The organism is Bradyrhizobium sp., assembly GCF_049586575.1.
Lineage (GTDB): Bacteria > Pseudomonadota > Alphaproteobacteria > Rhizobiales > Xanthobacteraceae > Bradyrhizobium.
On record NZ_JBAVCF010000172.1, the window covers coordinates 15,099 to 34,562 of the forward strand.

The 19,464-nt window shown below is 61.9% G+C and carries 20 protein-coding genes and 1 pseudogene; 12 read left to right on the top strand and 9 right to left on the bottom strand.

Annotation, left to right across the window (positions count from 1 at the left end; all coding sequences use genetic code 11):
- Positions 1–31: 31 nt before the first annotated feature.
- Positions 32–1,942 (top strand): propionyl-CoA synthetase, encoded by a 1,911-nt coding sequence (locus WB528_RS06680; protein WP_423887635.1) that lies wholly within the window; start codon positions 32–34, stop codon positions 1,940–1,942.
- A gap of 56 nt (positions 1,943–1,998) precedes the next feature.
- Entirely contained in the window at positions 1,999–2,277 is a 279-nt protein-coding gene (locus WB528_RS06685; protein WP_423887636.1) for a hypothetical protein, read from the top strand.
- Between the two features lie 50 nt (positions 2,278–2,327).
- On the opposite strand, the gene WB528_RS06690 is transcribed toward WB528_RS06685, so the two are convergent.
- Both WB528_RS06690 and WB528_RS06695 read right to left on the bottom strand, forming a co-directional pair.
- Positions 2,328–2,543, bottom strand: coding sequence for a hypothetical protein (locus tag WB528_RS06690; protein WP_423887637.1), 216 nt, complete (start codon positions 2,541–2,543; stop codon positions 2,328–2,330).
- A 203-nt stretch (positions 2,544–2,746) separates the two neighbouring features.
- Positions 2,747–3,439, bottom strand: coding sequence for a DUF1013 domain-containing protein (locus WB528_RS06695; protein WP_423887638.1), 693 nt, complete (start codon positions 3,437–3,439; stop codon positions 2,747–2,749).
- Between the two features lie 236 nt (positions 3,440–3,675).
- Between WB528_RS06695 and ispH the strand changes: the two genes are divergently transcribed.
- Genes ispH through rnhA form a run of 3 tightly spaced genes read left to right on the top strand, consistent with a single transcriptional unit; the run spans position 3,676 to position 6,091 of the window.
- Positions 3,676–4,641, top strand: a complete 966-nt coding sequence (gene ispH, locus WB528_RS06700; protein WP_423887639.1) for a 4-hydroxy-3-methylbut-2-enyl diphosphate reductase — start codon at positions 3,676–3,678, stop codon at positions 4,639–4,641.
- Between the two features lie 20 nt (positions 4,642–4,661).
- Positions 4,662–5,627 (top strand): homoserine kinase, encoded by a 966-nt coding sequence (locus tag WB528_RS06705; RefSeq protein WP_423887640.1) that lies wholly within the window; start codon positions 4,662–4,664, stop codon positions 5,625–5,627.
- 11 nt (positions 5,628–5,638) lie between these two features.
- Positions 5,639–6,091 (top strand): ribonuclease HI, encoded by a 453-nt coding sequence (gene rnhA, locus WB528_RS06710; RefSeq protein WP_423887641.1) that lies wholly within the window; start codon positions 5,639–5,641, stop codon positions 6,089–6,091.
- Between the two features lie 144 nt (positions 6,092–6,235).
- On the opposite strand, the gene WB528_RS06715 is transcribed toward rnhA, so the two are convergent.
- The 5 genes from WB528_RS06715 to WB528_RS06735 form a co-directional block, all read right to left on the bottom strand.
- On the bottom strand, positions 6,236–6,721 hold the full coding sequence (locus tag WB528_RS06715; RefSeq protein ID WP_423887642.1) for a peroxiredoxin: 486 nt from the start codon (positions 6,719–6,721) through the stop codon (positions 6,236–6,238).
- A 131-nt stretch (positions 6,722–6,852) separates the two neighbouring features.
- Complete coding sequence (locus WB528_RS06720) at positions 6,853–8,538, bottom strand: long-chain fatty acid--CoA ligase (RefSeq protein ID WP_423887643.1); 1,686 nt, start codon at positions 8,536–8,538, stop codon at positions 6,853–6,855.
- Between the two features lie 203 nt (positions 8,539–8,741).
- Positions 8,742–10,109: a serine hydrolase gene (locus WB528_RS06725; RefSeq protein WP_423887644.1), complete on the bottom strand. Its 1,368-nt coding sequence runs from the start codon at positions 10,107–10,109 to the stop codon at positions 8,742–8,744.
- Between the two features lie 191 nt (positions 10,110–10,300).
- Positions 10,301–12,079, bottom strand: a complete 1,779-nt coding sequence (locus WB528_RS06730; RefSeq protein ID WP_423887645.1) for a glucan ABC transporter ATP-binding protein/ permease — start codon at positions 12,077–12,079, stop codon at positions 10,301–10,303.
- A 112-nt stretch (positions 12,080–12,191) separates the two neighbouring features.
- Positions 12,192–13,235, bottom strand: a complete 1,044-nt coding sequence (locus WB528_RS06735; RefSeq protein WP_423887652.1) for an ABC transporter substrate-binding protein — start codon at positions 13,233–13,235, stop codon at positions 12,192–12,194.
- Positions 13,236–13,643: 408 nt separating this feature from the next.
- On the opposite strand from WB528_RS06735, the gene hisE reads away from it, so the two are divergent.
- From hisE to WB528_RS06765, 6 genes are all read left to right on the top strand, one after another.
- Positions 13,644–14,036 (top strand): phosphoribosyl-ATP diphosphatase, encoded by a 393-nt coding sequence (gene hisE, locus WB528_RS06740; protein WP_423887646.1) that lies wholly within the window; start codon positions 13,644–13,646, stop codon positions 14,034–14,036.
- 62 nt (positions 14,037–14,098) lie between these two features.
- Positions 14,099–14,680 (top strand): YqaA family protein, encoded by a 582-nt coding sequence (locus WB528_RS06745; RefSeq protein WP_423887653.1) that lies wholly within the window; start codon positions 14,099–14,101, stop codon positions 14,678–14,680.
- 122 nt (positions 14,681–14,802) lie between these two features.
- Complete coding sequence (locus WB528_RS06750; RefSeq protein ID WP_423887647.1) at positions 14,803–15,354, top strand: hypothetical protein; 552 nt, start codon at positions 14,803–14,805, stop codon at positions 15,352–15,354.
- Between the two features lie 110 nt (positions 15,355–15,464).
- Positions 15,465–16,433 (top strand): NAD(P)H-dependent flavin oxidoreductase, encoded by a 969-nt coding sequence (locus WB528_RS06755; RefSeq protein WP_423887648.1) that lies wholly within the window; start codon positions 15,465–15,467, stop codon positions 16,431–16,433.
- Between the two features lie 168 nt (positions 16,434–16,601).
- Entirely contained in the window at positions 16,602–16,850 is a 249-nt protein-coding gene (locus tag WB528_RS06760) for a hypothetical protein (protein WP_423887649.1), read from the top strand.
- Positions 16,851–17,004: 154 nt separating this feature from the next.
- Positions 17,005–17,673, top strand: coding sequence for a hypothetical protein (locus WB528_RS06765; protein ID WP_423887654.1), 669 nt, complete (start codon positions 17,005–17,007; stop codon positions 17,671–17,673).
- Between the two features lie 30 nt (positions 17,674–17,703).
- Here WB528_RS06765 and WB528_RS06770 read toward each other — a convergent pair whose 3' ends face one another.
- Positions 17,704–18,672 (bottom strand): GGDEF domain-containing protein, encoded by a 969-nt coding sequence (locus tag WB528_RS06770; RefSeq protein WP_423887655.1) that lies wholly within the window; start codon positions 18,670–18,672, stop codon positions 17,704–17,706.
- Positions 18,673–18,794: 122 nt separating this feature from the next.
- Positions 18,795–19,208 (bottom strand): hypothetical protein, encoded by a 414-nt coding sequence (locus tag WB528_RS06775; RefSeq protein ID WP_423887650.1) that lies wholly within the window; start codon positions 19,206–19,208, stop codon positions 18,795–18,797.
- Between the two features lie 39 nt (positions 19,209–19,247).
- On the opposite strand from WB528_RS06775, the pseudogene aspA reads away from it, so the two are divergent.
- Positions 19,248–19,464: pseudogene (gene aspA / locus WB528_RS06780) on the top strand (aspartate ammonia-lyase); the annotation flags it as partial.

The window sequence follows — 19,464 nt, forward strand, 5'->3', positions numbered from 1 at the left end:
TCCGGCCGTGACGTCGGAAGGGAGAGACGCCATGAACATCCAGCACAAGAGCAGCTATCACGAGGTCCACGCGCGCTCGCTCCGGGACCCCGAAGGCTTTTGGGGCGAGGCGGCGCGCGAGATCGACTGGATCAAGCCTGCCGATAAGGTATTTGACCCCTCGCTCGGCCTTTACGGCCGCTGGTTTACCGGCGCCGTCGTCAACACCTGCTACAACGCGCTCGATCGTCATGTCGAACGCGGGCGCGCCGATCAACTGGCGCTGATCCACGATTCGCCGCTCACCGGCCGCGTTACCAAATTCACCTACGCCGAGCTATTGGCCGAGGTGAAGACGCTTTCCGGCATCATGACGGATCTCGGCATCACCAAGGGCGACCGTGTCATCATTTACATGCCGATGGTTCCGGAGGCGGTGGTGGCGATGCTGGCCTGTGCGCGAATCGGCGCGGTGCATTCGGTGGTGTTCGGCGGCTTTGCACCCAAGGAGCTGGCGAGCCGGATCGACGACGCCGCGCCAAAGCTGATCTTCTCGGCGAGCTGCGGGATCGAGCCCGGCCGCATCGTGGCCTACAAGCCGCTGCTCGAAGAGGCGATCAGACTTGCGAGCGTGAAGCCGCAGGCCTGCATCATCCTGCAACGGCCGCAACAGGCCTGCGAGTTGACGGCGGGTCGCGATCAGGACTGGGCGAGCTTGCGCGATGCGGCGATCAAGGCCAAGAGGTCCGCCGATTGCGTTCCGGTGCTGGCGACCGATCCGCTCTATATCCTCTACACTTCGGGCACGACCGGCATACCGAAGGGCGTGGTGCGCGACAATGGCGGGCATCTGGTCGCGCTGAAATGGTCGATGTTCAACCTCTATGGCATCAAGCCGGGCGAGGTCTGGTGGTGCGCTTCGGATATCGGCTGGGTGGTCGGCCACAGCTACATCGTCTATGGCCCGCTGATCCACGGCGCGACCTCGATCATGTATGAGGGCAAGCCGATCGGCACGCCCGATGCCGGCGCGTTCTGGCGGGTGATTTCCGAACACAAGGCAGTAGCGCTGTTCACCGCGCCGACCGCGTTCCGCGCGATCCGGAAAGAGGACCCGGACGGAAAATTCATTCGGCAATACGATCTGTCGAAATTCCGCACGCTGTTTCTGGCCGGCGAGCGGGCCGATCCGCCGACGGTGGAATGGGCCGAGGCGCACTTGAAAGTGCCGGTCATCGATCACTGGTGGCAGACCGAAACCGGCTGGTGTATCGCCGGCAATCCGGTCGGCTTGGGTCAGCTGCCGGTCAAGCACGGTTCGCCGACGGTGCCGATGCCGGGCTATCGGGTCGCGGTGGTCGATGAGGCTTCACGGCCTGTCCCTGCGGGCACCATGGGCTCGATCGTGATCAAGCTGCCGATGCCGCCGGGATGTCTGCCAACCCTGTGGCAGCAGGACGAGCGCTGCAAGGAGGCTTATTTCAACGAGTTTCCCGGTTACTACAAGACGTCGGACGCCGGTTACATGGACGAAGACGGCTATGTCTTCGTGATGGGCCGCACCGACGACATCATCAACGTCGCCGGCCATCGTCTCTCCACCGGCGGCATGGAGGAGATCCTGGCGTCGCATCCCGATGTGGCCGAGTGCGCCGTGCTCGGCATCAAGGATGCGATCAAGGGCGAGGTGCCCTGCGGCTTCCTGGTGCTGAAGGCCGGCGTGGCGCGCCAGCCCGCCGAGATCGAGCGGGAGGTCGTGGCGCTGGTGCGCGAGAAGGTCGGCCCGGTGGCGGCGTTCAAGCTCGCCCTTACCGTCGGCCGGTTGCCGAAAACCCGTTCGGGGAAAATCCTGCGCGGCACCATCAAGAAGATCGCCGATGGCGAAACATGGACCATGCCCGCCACGATCGAAGACCCCAAGGTGCTGGACGAGATCACGGAGGCATTGAAGGGGAGGAGTTAAGGCTTACAAATCCCACATTTCGGGCTACACCTACCGCCGATATCACGGGATTTGGCATGCGGCTCACCACCTTGAGGCTTCCGACCGCGCTGGCGTTGATGGTGCTCGCGCTCGGCGCTTGCTCCCACCGCGGTGAGTTGCCGGTCAATTCCGGCTTGACCGAGGACGACGACACCTTCTGCCGCGCGGGCGGCAAGGTCGCAGCCGGCTCATCGGAATATGTCGCTTGCCGCAGGGAACGCGACGCCCAGCGCGGCAACACCATCGATCGCGCCGACAAGAAGCAGCGCGATCTCGGCGAGTACATGCTCAATCATCCGGAACGGCCGAACTGAAAACGCGGACCGCGCAGGTCGCGTTTCGGATTTGCCTTTCAGGTCTTGTGTCAGTTCGCCAGGCTGCCGAGTTTGGCGCCGATCGCGATCAGCAGCATCGCGCCGCCGGCATAGGCCAGATATTCGCGGTTATGGCAGAAGGTCAACGACAGCGAGCAGGCGTCGCTGGCCCATTGTGTCCCGATCGAAATTTTTTCTGCCGCCTGACGAAACAGAAGAGCGGCTCCGCCCAGCAAGATTGCAATCAGGAAACAGATTCCAGCCATGTCAGGATTCGCTGAGTTCGCCCGCCCATGACGAATCGTCCGCGATTTGCCATCCTTTTGATTCCGAAGTTCGCATCAGAGGTGCCGCGATATCATGCGAACTTCGGAATCGGAGTTCCAGGCCAAACTATGCGCTCGGCGTTTCGGAATGTAATTTCCGGTAAATTACGTGGTGGAGCGGGTTAGCCCGCTCCCCAAAATGTCTATTCCTCGTCCGGCTTCTTGCCGCCAATGTTTTTCAGCTTGGCGAACACCGCATCGACGTTGAGGTCGTCGCGCTGCTTTTCGGTCGGCTCGAACTCCGGCTCCTTGCGGGTGGTCTCGGAGGCCGGCAGCAGCGTCGGGCCGCCCTGGGCGATATCCGTCGGCTTTTCCTTGGCCGCGCGCTGCACCTCGAAATCGAGTTCGATCTGCGAGCACAGGCCGAGCGTCACCGGGTCCATCGGCGTCAGGGTCGAGGCATTCCAGTGGGTGCGGTCGCGCACGCTGGCGATGGTGGTCTTGGTGGTGCCGACCAGACGCATGATCTGTGCGTCCTTTAACTCGGGGTGGTTGCGCACCAGCCAGAGTATTGCGCTCGGCCGTTCGTGCCGGCGTGAGACCGGGGTATAGCGCGGGCCCTTCTTCTTGGCCTGCGGCGGCAACGTCACCTTGCTCTCGGCGATTCTGAGCCGATAATTCGGATCCTGTTCGCCCTTTTCGATCTCGTCGCGGGTCAACTGGCCGGTCGAAATCGGGTCCATGCCCTTGATGCCCTGGGCGGCATCGCCGTCGGCAATGGCTCTGACTTCAAGTGGGTGCATTTTGGTGAAATCCGCCACCTGATCGAAGGTCAGCGCGGTATTATCGACCAGCCACACGGCAGTTGCCTTAGGCATCAGCGGTGCATTGCTCATGGCGAATCTCCTTTGCGCTTCGCCCACCTCCGGGAGGCGAAACCATGGTCATCAACGATGACGGGAATTGCGCCCCTTATAAGCCCTCCCGGGGAGCTTACGCAATGGGTGTGCCCTTGACAGAGCCCGAAAGCCGTCCCAAGTCCTTGGGCAGATTATCCCTTTGAATCGACCGTTCCACGACCCCCTGATAGGCCTTGTTAAGGTTTGGGGCCGACCCGGTCCGAGGCCGCCTCATGCCAGCCAAACCACCGCTGAAAATCGTGCTTTGTTCGCCGCGCGGCTTCTGTGCCGGTGTGGTGCGGGCGATCGATACTGTCGAGCGGGCGCTCACCATTTACGGCGCCCCTGTCTACGTCCGCCACGAGATCGTCCATAACCGCTATGTTGTGGACAGCTTGAGGACCAAAGGGGCCATTTTTGTCGAGGAACTGGCCGAAATCCCCGACAATACCAATGCACCGGTGGTGTTCTCGGCCCACGGGGTTCCGAAGTCGGTCCCGGCCGACGCCCGCGCGCGCAATTTCTTCTCGCTGGATGCGACCTGCCCGCTGGTAACGAAGGTGCACCGGGAGGCGGCGATCCACTTCAAGCGCGGCCGCGAGATCCTGCTGATCGGCCATTCCCATCACCCGGAAGTGGTCGGCACGCTCGGCCAGTTGCCGCAAGGCACGGTGACGCTGATCGAGACCGCGGAGGACGCGGCGACCTTCACTCCGAAGGATCCCAACAATCTGGCTTTTGTGACCCAGACCACGCTGTCGATCGACGACACCGCGGAAATCGTCGCGATGCTGAAGGGACGGTTTCCGAACATATCGGGGCCGCACAAGGAAGACATCTGCTACGCCACCACCAACCGCCAGCTCGCGGTGAAGAAGGTGGCGCCGGTGGTCGATGCGCTGATTGTAGTCGGCGCGCCGAACTCGTCGAACTCGCAGCGTCTGCGCGAAGTCGCCGAGCGCGAAGGCTGCCCGATCGCGATTTTGGCGCAGCGCGCCGGTGACCTCGACTGGTCGCGTTTCGAAGGCATCAAGAGCCTCGGCATCACGGCAGGCGCTTCCGCACCCGAGGTGATCGTCGAGGAAATCATGGGCGCCTTCGCCGAGCGGTACGAATTGCACGTCGAGACGGTGTCGGCGGCGGAAGAGAACGAGTTCTTCCCGTTGCCGCGATCGCTGCGGCCCGACGCAGCGGAATAGGCTCAAGCCGGGATATCGCTATGGCGGTCTACACCGACGTCGCCGCCGATGAGCTTGCGGACTTCCTGAAGAATTACGAGATCGGCGAGCTCTTGTCCTACAAGGGCATCGCCGAAGGCGTCGAGAATTCCAACTTCCTGCTGCACACGACGTCAGGTTCTTTCATCCTGACGCTCTATGAAAAGCGCGTGGCGGTGGATGATCTGCCTTACTTCCTTTCGCTGATGGCCCATCTGGCGGAGCGCGGCGTGCATTGCCCGCAGCCGGCCAAAAACCGACAAGGTGCAGTTTATAGCGAATTGGCCGGCCGCCCGACGGCGATTATCAATTTTCTGGAAGGCATGTGGCCGCGGCGGCCGACGGCGATGCAGTGCGCTGGCGTGGGCGAGGCACTTGCCAGGATGCATCTGGCAGGCAGCGATTTTCCGCTGTTCCGGAAAAATCCGCTCTCGGTCGACGGATGGCGGCCGCTGTTTGAGCGTGCGGCGAATCGTGCCGATAACGTGCGGGCCGGCCTCTCCGATTTCATCGCGGCTGAGCTTACGCATCTGGAGGCGTGCTGGCCGTCAGATCTGCCGGTTGGCGTAATCCATGCGGACCTGTTTCCCGACAATGTGTTCTTCCTCGGCGACAAATTGTCGGGCCTGATCGATTTCCCGTTCGCCTGCAACGACATGCTCGCCTATGACGTGGCGATCTGCCTCAACGCCTGGTGCTTTGAGCCGGATCATTCGTTCAACGTCACCAAGGCGCGCGCGTTGCTCTCGGCCTATGGCCGCGAGCGCAAGATGTCGAAGGCGGAAGAGGATGCGCTGCCGCTGCTCGCGCGCGGTTCGGCATTACGTTTTCTGCTGACCCGTCTCGTCGATTTTCTCAACGTGCCGAAGGGCGCACTGGTGCGGCCGAAAGACCCGCTCGAATATGTCCGCAAGCTGCGTTTCCACCAGAGCGTATCCTCGATCCGCGACTACGGCGTTCTCGCCTGAGGGAGAATAAGGTGAGTTCGCTTCCCACGGTCATCATCCACACCGACGGCGCCTGCTCGGGCAATCCCGGTCCCGGCGGCTGGGGCGCCATTCTCAAATTCGGCGACGTCGAAAAAGAGATGAAGGGCGGCGAGGCCCATACCACCAACAACCGCATGGAGTTGATGGCGGCGATCTCGGCGCTGGAGGCGCTGAAAAAGCCCTGCACGGTCGATCTCTATACCGACAGTCAATATGTCCGTCAGGGCATCACCGGGTGGATTCACGGCTGGAAGAAGAACGGCTGGCGCACCGCCGACAAGAAGCCGGTCAAGAACGCGGAGTTGTGGCAGCGCCTCGACGATGCGTTAAAGCCGCATCAGGTGCGCTGGCACTGGGTCAAGGGCCATGCCGGCCACGACGAGAATGAGCGCGCCGATCAACTGGCGCGCGACGGCGTGGCGATGGCGCGGCTGAAGGGGTAGGTGAGGGGCTATAACACAAACGATCATCGCCCGCGAAGGCGGGCGATCCAGTACGCTGCGGCGACTCGGTCTGTCTCGATATCTCTGTAGTACTGGATTCCCCGCTTTCGCGGGGAATGACAGCTTGTCGTGCTGAGAGTTAGCTCACAATTGCCCCAGCAGCGTATCGCCGCCGGAAACCTCGACCTTGCCCGGCGCGGGCTCGAGGTTCAATTTCTTGACCACACCGTCGTCCACCACCATCGAATAGCGCTTGGAGCGGATGCCCAGGCCATTGCCGGAAGCGTCGAGCTCCATGCCGATCGCCTTGGTGAATTCGGCGTTGCCGTCGGCGAGGAAGGTGGCTTCGTCGCGCTGGTCGGTGTCGCGCTTCCAGGCGCTCATGACGAACGCGTCGTTGACGGAAACGATCGCAATCGTGTTCACGCCCTTGTCCTTGATGGCGTAGGCGTTCAGGAAGATGCTCGGCAGATGCATCTTGTGGCAGGTGCCGGTATAGGCGCCGGGGACGGCGAACAGCGCGACCTTCTTGCCCTTGAAGATATCGTCGGTGGATTTCACCTGCAGGCCATCCGCCGTCAACACGCGAAATTTCGCCTCGGGCAGCTTGTCGCCAACTTTGATCGTCATCGTACTCTCCTTGAGATGGTGCGGAAGTTTCTTAGACCGGGCATTGGCGGGGCACAATATTCGCGAGCGCTGAAATGGCAACGGGCCACGCCGTTCACCGTTGCGTCATCTGCCCGCGTTTGGACGGCGGATTAGGCCGCCGCCGCCTTCTTCTCGTCGCGCAGCTCGCGGCGCAGGATCTTGCCGACATTGGTCTTCGGCAAAGCCGTCCTGAACTCGATCTGCTTGGGGATCTTGTAGGCGGTGAGCTGCGTGGTGCAGAACTTGATCACATCTTCGGGCGTGAGGTTTGGGTCCTTCTTGACGATAAAGGCCTTCACTGCTTCGCCGGACCTGGAATCCGCGACGCCGATCACGGCGCATTCCAGCACGCCCGGATGGCTCGCGATCACTTCCTCGATCTCGTTCGGGTAGACGTTGAAGCCGGAGACCAGGATCATGTCCTTCTTGCGATCGACGATCTTGGTGTAGCCGTCAGGGCTCATCACGCCGATGTCGCCGGTACGAAAATAGCCGTCCGCCGTCATCACCTTGGCGGTCTCGTCCGGCCTGTTCCAGTAGCCGGCCATCACCTGCGGTCCCTTGGCGCAGATCTCGCCCGCCTCGCCCAGCGGCACCTCGTTGCCGTCGTCGTCGCGGATCGAGAGCCAAGTCGAGGGCACGGGAATGCCGATCGAGCCGGTGAAGCGGTCAATGTCGGCGGGGTTGCAGGTTAATGTCGGCGACGTCTCCGACAGGCCATAACCTTCCGACAGCGGGCAGTGCGTCACCGCCAGCCACTTCTCGGCAACCGGTTTCTGCGTCGCCATGCCGCCGCCATTGCAGGCTTTCAGCTTCGAGAAGTCGAGCTTGTCAAAGCCGGGCGTATGCAACAGGCCGTTGTAAAGTGTATTGACCCCCGGGAAGAAATTAACCTGGTATTTTGCCAGCTCCTTGACGAAGCCAGCCATGTCGCGTGGATTGGGGATCAGAAGATTGACGCCACCGGTGCGCACGCCGAGCAGGTAACAGGCCGTGAGCGCGAAGATGTGATATAGCGGCAGCGCGCAGACAATGAAGAGCTCATCGACCTGCGGTGGCTTTTTCAGCGTCGGCTGCAACCAGGCATCGTTCTGCAGCACATTGGCGAGGATGTTGCGATGGAGCAGCGTTGCGCCTTTGGAAACGCCGGTGGTGCCGCCGGTATATTGCAGGAAGGCGACGTCGTCGGGCATCAGCCGCGGCTTCTGGAACGTCAGGGTCCGCCCCTTCGCCACCGCATCGTTGAAGGAGACGGCGTCGGGAATCGAGTAGGCTGGCACCATTTTCTTGACGCGCCGGACCACGAGATTGACGATGACGCCCTTTAAGCCAAGCAGGTCGCCCATGCTGCCAACGATGACGCGCTTGACCGCAGTCTTGGCCACGACCTGCTGCACGGTGGCGGCGAAATTTTCCAGCACGATGACGACTTCGGCGCCGGAATCCTTGAGCTGATGCTCGAGTTCGCGGGGCGTATAGAGCGGATTGACGTTGACGACGGCGTAGCCCGCGCGCAGCACGGCTGCGGTCGCGATCGGATATTGCAGCACGTTCGGCATCATGATCGCGACGCGGGCGCCCTTCTGCAACCCTTTGCTCTGCAGATAGGCGCCAAGCGCCAGCGACATCTCATCGAGGTCGCGGTAGCTGATGGACTTGTCCATGCAGATGAAGGCCTTGCGATCCTTGAACTTGGCAAAGCTCTCTTCCAGCAGTTCGACCAGGGATGAATATTGGGCCACATCGATATCGGCGGGCACGCCGGCCGGATATTGCTTGAGCCAGATGCGGTCCATGTTACTTCCCCTCTCGGTTCGTTTCCTTGAATCGTGCCCGGCCGTTGCGCCGGGACATTTTATTATCTTGCGCAATATTGGGCGTTGCCACCGCCGATGGCAAGCGGCGGCCGGGCTTGACGGCAGGGTCACGGGAACGTTGCAGCGCGTGTCCGGCTTAACCAAACGGCAATCCCGCGCGGCTTTTGATCGGACGCGCCGGCTCAACCGCTCTTGGCGTCGGACTTGGGTGCTGGCTTGGCTGGCTTTACGGCCGCCTTCCGCTTGGCCGGTTTGGCCTCCGATTTTTCGGTAGCTGCCGGCTTGTCGGCGGACTTCGCCGCGTCGGGCTTGGCGTTGGCATGCTTCGCCGGTTTCGACTTGGCTTCCTTGCCGGTATCGTCTGCCGCATCGGGCTTTCTCGCAGCGTGGCGCGACTTCTTCCCGTGACGGGCCGCCGCTGCCTGTTCGTTGGCGTCGGCCGCGACCGCCGCGATCAGCGCGGCGCCGGTGCGGGTCGGTCCGGTATAGACGGGAATGGGCTCCGATGGCGCAGGCGCTGCCGCGAGCAACTCGGATGGTTTCAAGGCCGGCGTCTGGCCTGTCGAGAAGAAGGCCAGTGCCTGTCCGGAGCCATTGCTGGCCGTCGTGTCTTCGTCTTCGTCGCTGGCGGGCTTGTGCCGCTTGCCGCTGCACATCTCGTCGCGCAGGTCCGGCGGCGAGGCATCGATCGGCGCCAGACTATCCACCGTGCCAAGCGAAGGGTGCAGCCACGACAGTGTGTCGTTGGAGAAGCCGCGGTCAAGCATCTGGATGGCCTTGACTGAGCGTGCGTGCCCGGAGGAGGCGCCAAGCACGATTGCAATCAGCCGCTTTCCGTTGCGGGTCGCCGACGCCACGAGGTTATAGCCGGACGAGCAGATGAAGCCGGTCTTGAAACCGTCGGCGCCGGGATAACGGCCGATCAGCTTGTTAAAATTTTGAACGATCCTGCGGCCATAGCGGATCGAGGGGATGTGGACGAAATATTCGTATTCCGGCAGGTCGTGAACGATCGCACGCGCCAGGATCGCAAGATCGCGCGCCGATGTGATGTGTCCGTCCGCCGGCAGGCCGTTCGGATTGACGTAATGCGTCTGCGTCATGCCGAGCCGCTGCGCGTTCTGGTTCATCAGCGCGGCGAAACCGTCGATCGAACCGCCGACGCCCTCGGCCAGCACCACGGCCATGTCATTGGCCGATTTCACCATCATCATCTTGAGTGCATTGTCGACGGTGACCTGCGTGCCGGGCCGGAATCCCATTTTGGAAGGCGCCTGCGAAGCTGCAGTTGGAGACACGGTGAACAGCGTGTCCATCGTGATCCGGCCTTCCTTGACCGCTTTCAGCGTCACATAGGCGGTCATCAGCTTGGTCAGCGAGGCCGGGTACCAGGGATTGGTCGCGTTCTCGGCTTGCAGGACCTTGCCGCTATCGGCTTCCACCAGCAGCAGCGCTTCGGCGTTTGCCACATGTGTGGTGAGCACGAAGGCCGCAAGAATGGCGATCGAACGCCATGATGATTTGAAAAGCGACGGGCGATGAAAATGCACTATCCGATTCCGGTCCTTTGAGACCCCGCCTTTGGAAAGGAGGTCTTCACCATGTGACGTTCGGGTTTCAAGCGTGTCCGGCGGCAGCCGCCAACCTATACCGGCTCGCTGCGGAGGCTCAATAACTAATTCGGTGGCGAAATGGGCCGAATTTCGGCGGTACTTCCCTCTTGACGCTGATGTGACGTGCTTTATGGCGCCTTGAGGCTCGCGCGTGTGCTCTCCTGCACCATGAACTGGGCTTTCGCAAGTTCCGCGAAACGACCGCCTTTCGCGACAAGTTCATCGAAAGTTCCACTTTCGATCACCCGTCCGTTGTCAAACACCAGGATGAGCGTGGCGTTGCGAATGGTCGAAAGGCGGTGAGCAATGACGAAGGTCGTGCGTCCCCTCATCACTTCGTCGAGCGCGGCATTGACCTTGGCCTCGGTGATCGCGTCGAGCGCGCTCGTCGCCTCATCGAGGATCAGGATCGGCGGATCCTTCAACAGCGCGCGCGCAATCGACAGCCGCTGCCGTTCGCCGCCGGACAGCATTCGCCCGCGTTCGCCGGCATTGGTGTCGAAGCCGCGCTCGCCGCGTTCGATGAACTCCAGCGCCTGCGCGCGCTGTGCTGCGAGCCGCAATTCCTCGTCCGAGGCGTCCGGCTTGCCGACCCTTAAGTTGTCGGCGATCGAGCGGTTGAACAGCAGCGCTTCCTGGAACACCACTCCGATGTTTCGCCGCAGCGCCGTCAGCTTAAGCCCGCGCACATCCATGCCGTCGATCTTGATGAAGCCGGATTGCGGATCGAACGCGCGATGCAGCAGCGCAATCGCGGTGGACTTGCCGGCGCCGGTCGGGCCGACCAGCGCGATGGTCTGACCGGGCAGCGCCGAGAATGAAAGGTCTTCGACCGCGGGCCGCTTGCCGTCATAGGAGAACGAAACGTCGTTGAATTCGACGAGGCCGGAGAGGCGTCCGGTGTCGATCGCATCCGAGCGGTCGCGGACTGCGGGCACCGCATCGAGCACGTTGAAGAATTCGGCAAGGCGCGGCGCCTCCATGAAGACGCTGTTGATGAAGCTGACCACCTGCTCGAGCTTCTGGATCAGCAGGGTGGCGAAAGAGACGAACATCACGATCTCGCCCACGGAGGTGAGCCCCCGTTCGTGCAGCACGATGCCGACCGTGAAGATCGCCAGAATAGTGATCGTCGTCGAGGCCCGCGTGATTACGGTCACCAGCGCCCACCACGACAACACCGGCATCTGTGCCGTCAGGAGCTTGTCGGCGACGAAGCGCACGCCCTGCACCTCGGCATCGACGCGCACGAAGCTCTGCACCAGCGCGACATTGCCGAGAGCGTCGGAAGCGCGCGCAGAAAGATCGCCGTAATAGGTCTCGACGTCGCTCTGCATACCGTAAGTCTTGCGCACCACCAGCGTGGTCAGGACGGTGAACACCACGCAAAGCGCGAACAGCAGGATCGCAAGCCGCCAGTTGATGTAAAGCGCCAGCGGCAGGAGCACCACCAGCGACATGATCGCGGCGAAATGCTCGCGGAAAAATCCGAGCCACAGCCGCCACAGCGCGTCGGTGCCGTTGAGCATCACCTTCATCAGCCGCCCGGAATGGGTGCCGGTATGGAAGGTAAGCGGCAATTGCAGGATGTGCTCGAAATAGCTGGTTAGCACTTCCTGGCGCTGGCGATGCGCCAGCCGGTCGGCATGCAGCGCCACCCAAGCGCCGCACAGGATCGTGAACAGGCCGAAGCCGGCCCAGGCCAACAGCAGCGGCCAGGCCGACGATGATCCCGGCGTACCGGAGGCGGATTTGCCGGAGAGCGCGTCAACGATTTTGCCGAACAGCACCGGTTCGGCGAATTGCGCGCCGGCGAGCAGGAGATTGGCCCCGGCCAGGACCCAGCCCAGCCGCGCTTCCTTGCCGAGCAGTTCAAGCACGCGCGCATAAAGGCGAAGCAGAGACATGCGATTCCGATGTCGACGGGTGGCCATCCAGCAGGCGCATCTTAATCAGGGATCGCTGCCAAGAACCAGCGTCCCGTTGTTGTCATGCGCTTGCGAGCCAAGGATGAGGCGTTCAGTTGATCAGGCGATCGGCGCGCGGGGGCAGGAAGCGGTCGTCGAAAATGTCGGCAGCCGAGGGGCGTTTGGCGAATTTGAAACCCTCGCCGACCTGATCGATCGAACGTTCCAGCCTTTCGGGATCGACCCCGCCGAGGCCGTTGCGGTTCACTTCGTCGGTCATGATGTTGTCGCGGACCACTGCGTGCAGCCGCTCCAGCTCCAGATCGCGCGAGCCCTCGTCCATCCGGGTGAGGACCTGGTCGACCGCATGGCCTTCATCGCGGATGGCCAGGTTGATGCCGGCAATCAAGGCCCGCACGAAACCCTTCACTGCGTCGGGTTGTTTGGCGGCGAAGTCGGGATTGACGATCACCGCAAAGCCGTAAGCCGCGCAGCCATAATCGGCAAAACGGAGCACCGCGAGGTCGCCGGCTGGAACGCCGCGATCCCGCAGGTTCACGGCGGACTGGTAAGAAAATCCGGTGACGGCATCGACCTGGCCGGCCGACAACATCGGCTCGCGCACCGCAGCGCTGATGGTGCTTTGCTTGACGTGATCGAGATGGATTCCGTTCTGGTGAGCCAATGCCGGCCACAGCCCGGCTGACAGGTCGCTGGCCGCGATGCCAAGCGTCTTGCCGTCGATATCCGAGAGAACGTGAATGCCCCGGCTCTTGCGGGCGACGATGGCATAGGGCGACTTGTTGAACAGCACGAACACCGCCTTGACCGGCGGGGAACTGCGGCTGCGAAAGCGGATCAGCGCGTTGAGATCGACGATGGCAAACTCGCTGGTGCCGGAGGCGACGCGTGCGATCGCCTCCGGAGATCCGGCGGTCGTGCTGGCGGATACCGTGAGCCCTTCTGAAGAGAACAGCCCGTCGGACATGGCGACGATGGCGGGAGCCTCGCCGGCATTGATCGGCCGGTCGAAAGAAAGTTCGATGGCAAGGGGGTGATCGGTCTGTCCCGCGTAGCTCGCCGTCGCGCCCGGTCCCGCAAGGCCGATCCAGGCGGCGAGACACCAGCGTGCAAAATGGGTCTGAAATGCGCGCATCGGCACTGCCGCGAAGGGATGCGAATGCTGGAATTGGACCGCTAGATATGTCGGTTTCATGACGCCGCTCCGGCAGGCCTATTCTGCCGATGCCAACCTGAACCGCAGGTGAGCAAGGATGGTTTCCGATTGGTGTGCAGGCACCCGCATTGTTAATTCGGCTGTGAGGTCGTTCACATGTCCGAGAGAACGGTGCCGGTCCGTATTAATACGGCAGTGACGTGGCCGGTTGCAGCCGATATGGCTTCATCTCGCAAGGCAAGCCAACCGCCCGATCGTCGTCTGCTGGTTGCCGGCACTTGCAAATCTCATGACCGAGTTAAGTTGCTGGTCACTGTGGCCAGCGGATGTGCAATTTTGCCTTCAGCGTTAACGCGCTAGCGAGGCGTTTGGATTATGTTAAGACGCATGAGTGATTCGCTCGATCGGCTTTATCAGGCAGTCATCGCGGCCAAGGATCTCGATCCCCAGGTCTCGCGAACCGCACGGCTGTTTCAGCGCGGGCCCGACAAGATGGCGAAGAAGCTGGCTGAGGAGGCTATCGAAGTCGTCATCGATGCGGTCAACGGCAAGACCGATGCCGTCATCCGCGAAAGCGCCGACCTCCTTTACAATCTGACGGTGCTGTGGGCGGCCGCCGGCGTGCGTCCGGAAGATGTGTGGCGCGAGATGGACCGGCGGGAGAATCTGCTCGGCATCGCCGAGAAGATGCCGAAGTCGCCGGTCAAGGTTCCGCCATCCCGTATGACGCGGCGGCCAATTGTCGCGCTCGAAGGCCGCGCCTTACGCAAGCGGCACTGACGTCTTCTTGAATCCCTCAATCGCGGCATGGACAAACGTGCCGCTTGATGCTTCATCGCGCCATGCTCAGACGTATCTACGATTGGTGTGTCGCCTCCGCTGACAAGCCCTATGCGCTATGGATCCTGGGAGCGGTCGCGTTCGCGGAAAGCTCCTTCTTTCCGATTCCGCCCGATATCATGCTGCTGCCGATGTCGCTGGCGCGCCCGGCCCGGGCATGGCTGTTTGCGACGCTTTGTACGATTGCCTCGGTGAGCGGTGGCGTGCTCGGTTACGCCATCGGAGCGCTTCTTTATGACTCGGTCGGGCAGTGGCTGATCAACCTTTATCATCTCGGCGACAAGGTCGATGCCTTTCGCGCCTCCTATGCCGAATGGGGCAGCCTGATCATTCTGTTGAAGGGGCTGACGCCGATCCCCTACAAGCTCGTCACGATCACCTCGGGCTTTGCGGGCTACAACATCTGGCTCTTCATCCTGTGCTCCATCATCGCCAGGGGAGGCCGGTTCTTTATTGTTGCTGTTGTGCTCAACCGCTACGGCGACGTGATCCGGGCCGAAATCGAGAAGCGCCTGGGGCTCTGGCTGACGGCGTTCGTGCTTCTGCTCGCCGGCGGTTTCGTCCTCGCGGTCAAATTGATCTGAAGCCTTTTGATCCAAAGGCTTTTGATCTGAAGCCTTGCCGTCGGGCTGGCTCCCGCTATCCTGAGCGTATGCCTGATCGATCCGACGCCTTCCGGGCATCGCTGCGCCCGCTTGTTGCAAGGATGGCGGTTGCAACCCTGGTCTGGATGACCGCCGTCAGCACCGGCTGGCCGCAGGCGGGCGGCCCGTCGCCGGCCCAGGCGCCGGAGCAGACAACGCCGCAACAAGTAACGCCGCAACCGGCAGCGCCGTCAAATGGACCCGCAGCGCCGACCGCGCCTTCGGACAATCCGGGCCTCATCGACGAAATGGGGAAGGTGCTTGAAAAATCGCTGTCGATCCTGCCGACGTTGAAAGGTACGAGCGAGACCCTCGATGATCTCAATGCGCGCGCCAAGGACGCCGCCAAGGGTGCCGGCGAAACCCTGTCGCGCCTGGCCAAGCCCGCCTCCATGGCAACGGGCCGCCTGATCTGTCCGGTTTCGGCCAATGGCGCTTCCGACTGCAAGGCAGCCGCTGACAAGCTTTGCCAGTCCAAGGGTTTCAAGGAGGGCAAGAGCCTCACGACAGACTCGGTGGAGGCCTGTTCGGCGAAGGTGCTGATTCCGGGCCGCACCCGAAAGCCGGGAGATTGCCGAACCGACAATTTTGTCACCCGCGCGCTGTGCCAATAGTCCTGCTTGGCATTAGGAAATAAGCGCGATTGCTTTCTTGAGATGATGTCTGGCATCCTTTCATCCGCGAACGGGATTTCCCGCCTTCCGGAAATACAAGGATTTCGTTGATGTCCATGCCTGCTTTGTTCAAGGGCCGTCTGTCGATCCCGGCGATCGGCGCGCCGCTGTTCATTATCTCGGTGCCCGATCTCGTGATCGCGCAATGCAAGGCCGGCATCGTCGGCGCGTTTCCCGCGCTGAATGCGCGGCCGCCCGAACTGCTCGACGAGTGGCTGACGCGGATCAGGCAGGAACTCGCCGAATATGATGCGGCCCATCCGGACCGGCCGTCGGCGCCGTTTGCCGTCAACCAGATCGTGCACCGGTCGAACAATCGCCTCGAACATGATCTCGCGCTTTGCGAGAAGCACAAGGTGCCGATCATCATCACGTCGCTGGGCGCTCGCGAGGAGGTCAACCAGGCCGCGCATCGCTGGGGCGGCATCGTCTTTCACGATGTCATCAACCAGAAATTCGCGCACAAGGCGATCGAGAAGGGCGCCGACGGCCTGATCCTGGTCGCCGCCGGGGCCGGCGGCCATGCCGGCGTGATATCGCCGTTCGCTTTCGTGGCGGAGACGCGGCAATGGTTCGACGGTCCGCTCGCGTTGTCGGGCGCCATCGCCAATGGCCGCGCAATCCGCGCCGCGCGTCTGTTGGGAGCGGATTTCGCCTATATCGGCTCGGCCTTCATCGCCACCAAAGAAGCGAATGCGGTCGAGCGTTATAAAGAGATGATCACCGCGTCGGGTGCGGAAGATATCGTGTATTCCAACCTCTTTACCGGCGTACACGGCAATTACCTGAAGCCGTCGATCGTGGCTGCCGGCATGGACCCGGAAAACCTGCCACAGTCGGATGCCTCGAAGATGAGTTTCGGAACCGATGCTTCCGGCGAGCGCGCCAAGGCCAAGGCCTGGAAGGATATCTGGGGCTCGGGGCAGGGGATCGGCAGCCTCGGCAAGGTGGTGCCGGCCGCCGAACTGATTGCGCGCCTCAAAAGAGAGTACGACGAGGCGGTCGATCCGCCGCTGTAGCATCTTGGCGTTGCCGCCGAAGCACTCTCACACCTGATCGCGCGCCGAATGAATCAAGGCGAGGGTCATTTAACGCGCCATTAACCACGCTCCCCCAAGGTTCATGTCCAAAGCCGCCCGCCGCAAAAATTGTGCGGGCAGGCTGAGCTGCGGTGCAGGGGGAGTGACATGGACTTCGAGACGCTCTTTAAAAAAACGCCGGTGACCCTCGATGAGATCAGGCGCCGGGTCGCTTATGCGCTTGAGCGTCACCCGCTTTGCCGCGATGTGCAATTCGAAGTCATCGGCATGCCCCGTTCCCGCAAAGGCGGAAACTGGACCATCAGCTGGCAAGCGGTCGCACCGGACGCGCTGTGGGAAGCCTCCGATATCGTCGCCGATATTCAGGATGCTTACGAACTCGTCGCCGTCGCCTGATCCCTTTTCACTGGTTCCTCGCCGGCGGCCTGAATCGCCACCATCGCGGCACGGTTAAGCCTTATTTCCTGCACCTATTGTCGGGAAGGTGCTTCCGATGGGCAGCCCAACCGGCAGGTGGTCAAGCCCGCTCTAAAAGAAAATGGAGAGTCGCCTGTCGAAAGCCATCACGATTGCCGTCCTGACCTGCTTCCTGGTCGTTGGCGCGGCGGCGGCCGCCATTTTGAGCCGTGAGACCGTGCCCGCGGCGAGCTTGGCAGCGTCGGCGCCGGTTACCATTGTAGAAGCAAGCGTGCCGAACCGGGAAAGCAAGGGCGACAGGCTGACCGTCGCCTCGATCGCACCCGATGTCGCCGAGCCGCAGTCTACCAACTCGATCCCGAGCGAGAGCGAGCCATTGCGGCAGGCATTGCCGGCCACGCCTGTGATCGAGGCCGACAGGCCCAAGGCGGCTACCGCCGATCCGGTCACGGCGCCGAAACCAAAATCCGTCGCCAAGTCTCCGGTGCAGAAGTCTTACGCGCTGCTGAGCGACGCGCAAATCGCCGGCATCAAGGAGCGGCTGAAACTGTCGCCGGACCAGGAGTCCTATTGGCCGGCGGTGGAGAATGCATTGCGCGCGGTGGCCCGCAAGATCCACGCGACGCGACAGGCCGAGCCCGCTGGCGCGCCCGTCCCTCCGATCGATCCAGATGCCGCAGAAGTCCAGCAATTGAAATCGGCGGCGATGCCGCTCTTGTTTCAACTGCGCGAAGACCAGAAGCGTGAGGTGCGTTCGCTCGCCCGCCTGATTGGTCTGGAGAAGGTTGCGGCGGCGATCTGAGCAGCGCCCCCCTTCTGACTGAAGCTAGCTTCAGGCCGCGATCTCTTCGGCCGATTCCCTGATGGTGCGATTGCGCCCCGCACGCTTGGCTTGATAGAGCGCGCGGTCGCAGCGATCGATCATGCCGTCGGCCGATTCAGCCATGCGGAATTCCGCCACGCCGATCGAGACGGTCACGCTCGAAATTTCCTCGCCCGTCGTGCGCCGGGTCAACTTCGCCTCGCAGATGCGGCGGCGGATGCGCTCGGCCACTTCGAAGCCGGTATCGAGCGCGGCACCGGGCAGGATCGCCATCAGTTCTTCGCCGCCATAGCGCGCGGCGAGGTCGCATTCGCGGACGTTCTCCTGCACGACCTTGGCGACCAGCCGAATAACCTGATCGCCGACCTGGTGGCCGAAGCCGTCGTTGAACTGCTTGAAGTGGTCGATATCGATCAGCAGGATGCTGAGCGGCGTGCCGGCTTCCATCGCCGCGATCTGTGATGCGCGCAGGAAGGCATCGAGCGAACGCCGGTTGGCGAGCCCGGTGAGCGCGTCGGTGTTGGAGTGTTCCTCGGCCTGTTTGAGCGAATCCTTGATCTCGTCGAGGTCTTTTGTGGTCTGGAGGAAATTCGCTTCAAGCGCCGAGGAGCGCGTCGTCGCCGTGGATAGCTCTTTCACCAGCTTTTCGATGATCGGCCGTGGATCGACCGCGGTCTGGCATTCCGACTTGACTTCGCCGAGGTTCTCCAACTGCTCGCGGTTGTCGGAAATGGCGGTCGCCAAAAATTCCTGGGCGCTGGCGATCACGCCGTGCAACTGCTCGGGGAAATCCCCGCTCGTGCTCGAATGCGGGTTGACGTAGGTAAGGTAGAGATCGCGGTTGATCGCGGAATCGAACTTGCGTTTGTTGGCGATCAGGATGTCAACGGTTTTCTTCAGCGTGAGCGACCCGCCCATCACGTAGTAGAACCAGACCGAAAAATTATCGGGAGTGGGTGGCACGCCATGTTGCGACATCAAACGGTTGGCCCGATCCGCGGTCGTGCTCGCGATATCGAAGTCAAGCTCGTTGAAGGCGCTGTTCATTCCTTCAGTCCGTCCCCACCTGGGATATCTTCCAAATCTTGGAAAGCCGATTGTTAACCGGCGATAAGGATTTCAGCTCGGGATTCCCGGAACAACCAGGACAATCGGACGGTCAAGATAACTGCCACATCTAAACGATGGTTTAAACCGGTGGTATTCAAAATGCCGGAGACGGTAAAACCTTCCGAAACGTTCGTGATTCCTGCGTCCGATTGCGCCGGAAAGCCCTGGTATGGCGGTTCAGAAGTCCGCATCTTTTGTGCCGCGGGCTGGTCATGCGGACTTCTGAACCAAAGCCACACCAGATCAATAGGTTTGCTGGTGTCCTTTCGATTCCGAAGTTCGAAACGTGGCTCCGAAAAATGCTGCGAACTTCGGAATCGGGACACTAGCGTTCCCCGGAATTTTTCCCTCTCATTCGCGACTTCGCGGGCCACGAAAATCCCGGCTTGGAAATCCTGCCGCATCCTGTTCTTATCGCTTCCCCGCAATAGGATGAGGTCCCCATGAGCACGCGACGCGAACACGATCTGCTGGGTGACCGGGATGTTCCGGCGGAGGCCTATTACGGGGTCCACACGCTTCGGGCCGTCGAGAATTTTCCGATCACGGCAACCCCGATCTCGATCTATCCCGACCTGATTTCATCGCTGGCGTCGATCAAGCTGGCGGCAGCGCGCAGCAACCGCAAACTGGGCCTGCTCGACGCCAAGCTGGCCGATG

Coding starts and splice junctions, on each gene's coding strand:
- WB528_RS06680 (WP_423887635.1), top strand. CDS start 32: ATGAACATCCAGCACAAGAGCAGCTATCACGAGGTCCACGCGCGCTCG.
- WB528_RS06685 (WP_423887636.1), top strand. CDS start 1,999: ATGCGGCTCACCACCTTGAGGCTTCCGACCGCGCTGGCGTTGATGGTG.
- WB528_RS06690 (WP_423887637.1), bottom strand. CDS start 2,543: ATGGCTGGAATCTGTTTCCTGATTGCAATCTTGCTGGGCGGAGCCGCT.
- WB528_RS06695 (WP_423887638.1), bottom strand. CDS start 3,439: ATGAGCAATGCACCGCTGATGCCTAAGGCAACTGCCGTGTGGCTGGTC.
- ispH (WP_423887639.1), top strand. CDS start 3,676: ATGCCAGCCAAACCACCGCTGAAAATCGTGCTTTGTTCGCCGCGCGGC.
- WB528_RS06705 (WP_423887640.1), top strand. CDS start 4,662: ATGGCGGTCTACACCGACGTCGCCGCCGATGAGCTTGCGGACTTCCTG.
- WB528_RS06715 (WP_423887642.1), bottom strand. CDS start 6,721: ATGACGATCAAAGTTGGCGACAAGCTGCCCGAGGCGAAATTTCGCGTG.
- WB528_RS06720 (WP_423887643.1), bottom strand. CDS start 8,538: ATGGACCGCATCTGGCTCAAGCAATATCCGGCCGGCGTGCCCGCCGAT.
- WB528_RS06730 (WP_423887645.1), bottom strand. CDS start 12,079: ATGTCTCTGCTTCGCCTTTATGCGCGCGTGCTTGAACTGCTCGGCAAG.
- WB528_RS06735 (WP_423887652.1), bottom strand. CDS start 13,235: ATGCGCGCATTTCAGACCCATTTTGCACGCTGGTGTCTCGCCGCCTGG.
- hisE (WP_423887646.1), top strand. CDS start 13,644: ATGAGTGATTCGCTCGATCGGCTTTATCAGGCAGTCATCGCGGCCAAG.
- WB528_RS06745 (WP_423887653.1), top strand. CDS start 14,099: ATGCTCAGACGTATCTACGATTGGTGTGTCGCCTCCGCTGACAAGCCC.
- WB528_RS06750 (WP_423887647.1), top strand. CDS start 14,803: ATGGCGGTTGCAACCCTGGTCTGGATGACCGCCGTCAGCACCGGCTGG.
- WB528_RS06755 (WP_423887648.1), top strand. CDS start 15,465: ATGTCCATGCCTGCTTTGTTCAAGGGCCGTCTGTCGATCCCGGCGATC.
- WB528_RS06760 (WP_423887649.1), top strand. CDS start 16,602: ATGGACTTCGAGACGCTCTTTAAAAAAACGCCGGTGACCCTCGATGAG.
- WB528_RS06770 (WP_423887655.1), bottom strand. CDS start 18,672: ATGTCGCAACATGGCGTGCCACCCACTCCCGATAATTTTTCGGTCTGG.
- WB528_RS06775 (WP_423887650.1), bottom strand. CDS start 19,208: ATGCGGCAGGATTTCCAAGCCGGGATTTTCGTGGCCCGCGAAGTCGCG.